The sequence below is a fragment of the Chryseobacterium sp. 2TAF14 genome (genome assembly GCF_052115105.1).
Lineage (GTDB): Bacteria > Bacteroidota > Bacteroidia > Flavobacteriales > Weeksellaceae > Chryseobacterium.
Genome location: NZ_JBFRGA010000283.1, coordinates 1 through 2447, shown reverse-complemented (window position 1 = coordinate 2447; position 2447 = coordinate 1). Strand labels below are relative to the sequence as shown.

Below are 2447 nucleotides of genomic sequence, written 5' to 3'. Positions count from 1 at the left end.
ATTGTGGACCTTCATAAATAAATCCTGTATACAATTGAACCAGACTTGCTCCTGCATCCAGTTTTTCGATCGCATCTTTTGCAGAATGAATTCCGCCGACTCCGATGATTGGAAAAGCTCTATTACTTTTATCAGAAAGATATTTGATCATTTTGGTGCTTCTTTCACGAATCGGTTTTCCACTTAAACCGCCATTTCCGATTTGCTCTAAAGTTTCCTTTGGCGTTTTCAGACCTTCTCTGTTCACTGATGTGTTTGAAACAACAATTCCGTCGATTTTTGTCTCTGCAATCAATTCGATGATTTCGTCCAATTGCTGATTGTTTAAATCCGGAGCGATTTTTAGAAGGATCGGTTTTGGATTTACTTTAGTTTGATTGATTCCTTTCACAGCTGTAATCAACTCTCTCAGATATTCTACATCTTCCAGCTTTGCGTGACTTCCCACATTCGGGCAACTTACATTTAAAACAAAATAATCGACGTAAGGATGAAGACCTTCAAAACAGTCTAAATAATCCTGTGTATAATTTTCAGGCGTCGTGTTGGTATTTTTTCCAATGTTTCCGCCAATGATGATTTTCCCTTTATTGCCTTTCAGTTGTTGGATCGCAGCTTCCAGTCCATCATTATTGAAGCCCATTCTGTTGATAATTCCTCCATCTTCAATCAAACGGAACAGTCTTTTTTTAGGATTTCCGGACTGAGCTTTTGGTGTTACCGTTCCGATTTCTACAAATCCGAAACCTAAATCTCCCAATTCGTTGAACAAAACTGCATTCTTATCAAAACCCGCTGCCAAACCAACCGGATTTTTGAATTTTAATCCGAAAACTTCTCTTTCAAGACGTTTGTCGACAATAGATTTTGGAAGGAATAATTTAGTGAGAAATCCGAAATTTTTAAGCATCGAAAAAGTAAAGTGATGTACTTCTTCGGGATCAAATTTGAAAAGAATCGGGCGAATGAGCGATTTGTACATTGAAAAAAAGTTTTACAAAAATACTCATTTTAAAATTAATGAATTGTTGATGTAGGATATTTTATTAAACACAAATTTCACAAATGCTTTTCACTAATAACACAAACATCTGTTTTATCTGAAAAATCTGCGAGAATTTTTTTAACGCAAAGATATATTTCCGAATATATAATTCAAGTAAGCAAAGTAGTAATCAACAAGTTGATTTGATGAAGCTATGTTTCAAGCTTTGCGTAGCAAATTTATTTGCCTTTGCCTTCTAAAAATAATACTAAATGAAATATAATCTTTGCGTTTAAATTAATTAAATTATTATGAATACTTACTCAAATCAAAATTCAAAAGATCTCCCACTTTTTTGAACTCATCATCGATAGTCGCATTTACGGTAATTCTTTCGTTAGAAACAGGATGTGTAAAAACCAATTGGTGAGCGTGAAGCGTCATTTTGTTGATCCCAAATGTTTGAAGCCACAATTTATTCTGCTTGTTGCAACCATGTTTCCGACAACCTAAAATCGGGTGCAGAATATGTTTAAAATGTTTTCTTAACTGATGAAATCTTCCTGTTTCAGGAATTGCTTCTACCAAACAGTATCTTGAAGTCTGGTATTTTAAAAAAGGTAAATCTATTTCCGAAGTTTGTAAACGTTTGTAGTAGGTAACCGCATTTTGTTTGACTTCATTTTCATTCACCAAATCGTAATCAATGGTTTCTTCTTCTTTTGCCCAGCCCCGAAGAATGGCGATATATTTCTTTTCAACCTTTTTTTCCTCAAACTGAGTGCTCATCATTCTCAGCGTATCTTTATCTAAAGTAAAGAGTAAAACACCCGAAGTTTTTCGGTCTAAACGATGCACAGGAAAAACTTTTTGCCCAATCTGCTTTCTCAATTCCTGAATCGCATACGTATCGGCTTCACCGGAATAAAAAGATTTATGAACCAATAATCCGCTGGGTTTGTTGATGGCAATAAGATGTTCGTCTCGGTAAAGAATTTCTAACATTCTGCAAAACTAAATATAATTAGCTCTACAACTCTCTTTTAAAAGTATAAATAATTCCATAAAACGTGCCTCCGTAATCTCTGCTTTCTGCAGTTACGAGTTCCCAACCGTCATTTCCGTGTTGATTTAAAATTTTATCAATTTCGGCTGGTTCATATCTAGTTCCCCAAAAACCTTTCGGCTCGATAATCACCGTTTTGTATTCGAATCTTTTTTTCATACTGAGCTTCTATTTTTTAATTTTAGAGCCTGTTTAAATTTTATTCAATAAATTTTTTATAGCTTTTTCTTAATTTTCTAAATTAAAATAAACTCTGTTTATTCTTAAATTTAACATTAAGAATTTTAGTGAGTTAAGTTTATTCTGATTAAGGAATCAATAAATTGATTTTTATTAAGTTTTTTAAGCTAGAGGGGATTAATTCCTTAATGGTAAAAAATAAATTATAAATTTAAA

The 2447-nt window shown here is 33.2% G+C and carries 3 protein-coding genes; all 3 read right to left on the bottom strand.

What is annotated here, in order from left to right; all coding sequences use genetic code 11:
* Positions 1-982 (bottom strand): quinone-dependent dihydroorotate dehydrogenase (locus tag AB4Y90_RS17490; protein WP_441558845.1); only part of this gene is annotated, 982 nt, incomplete at its 3' end.
* 312 nt (positions 983-1294) lie between these two features.
* Positions 1295-1990 (bottom strand): pseudouridine synthase, encoded by a 696-nt coding sequence (locus tag AB4Y90_RS17485; RefSeq protein ID WP_441558844.1) that lies wholly within the window; start codon positions 1988-1990, stop codon positions 1295-1297.
* Between the two features lie 25 nt (positions 1991-2015).
* Entirely contained in the window at positions 2016-2210 is a 195-nt protein-coding gene (locus AB4Y90_RS17480; protein WP_441558843.1) for a DUF4177 domain-containing protein, read from the bottom strand.
* Between the last annotated feature and the right edge of the window lie 237 nt (positions 2211-2447).

Bases quoted from the DNA above. Each gene is read 5' to 3' on its own strand.
- AB4Y90_RS17485 (WP_441558844.1), bottom strand. From the start codon at position 1,990: ATGTTAGAAATTCTTTACCGAGACGAACATCTTATTGCCATCAACAAA.
- AB4Y90_RS17480 (WP_441558843.1), bottom strand. From the start codon at position 2,210: ATGAAAAAAAGATTCGAATACAAAACGGTGATTATCGAGCCGAAAGGT.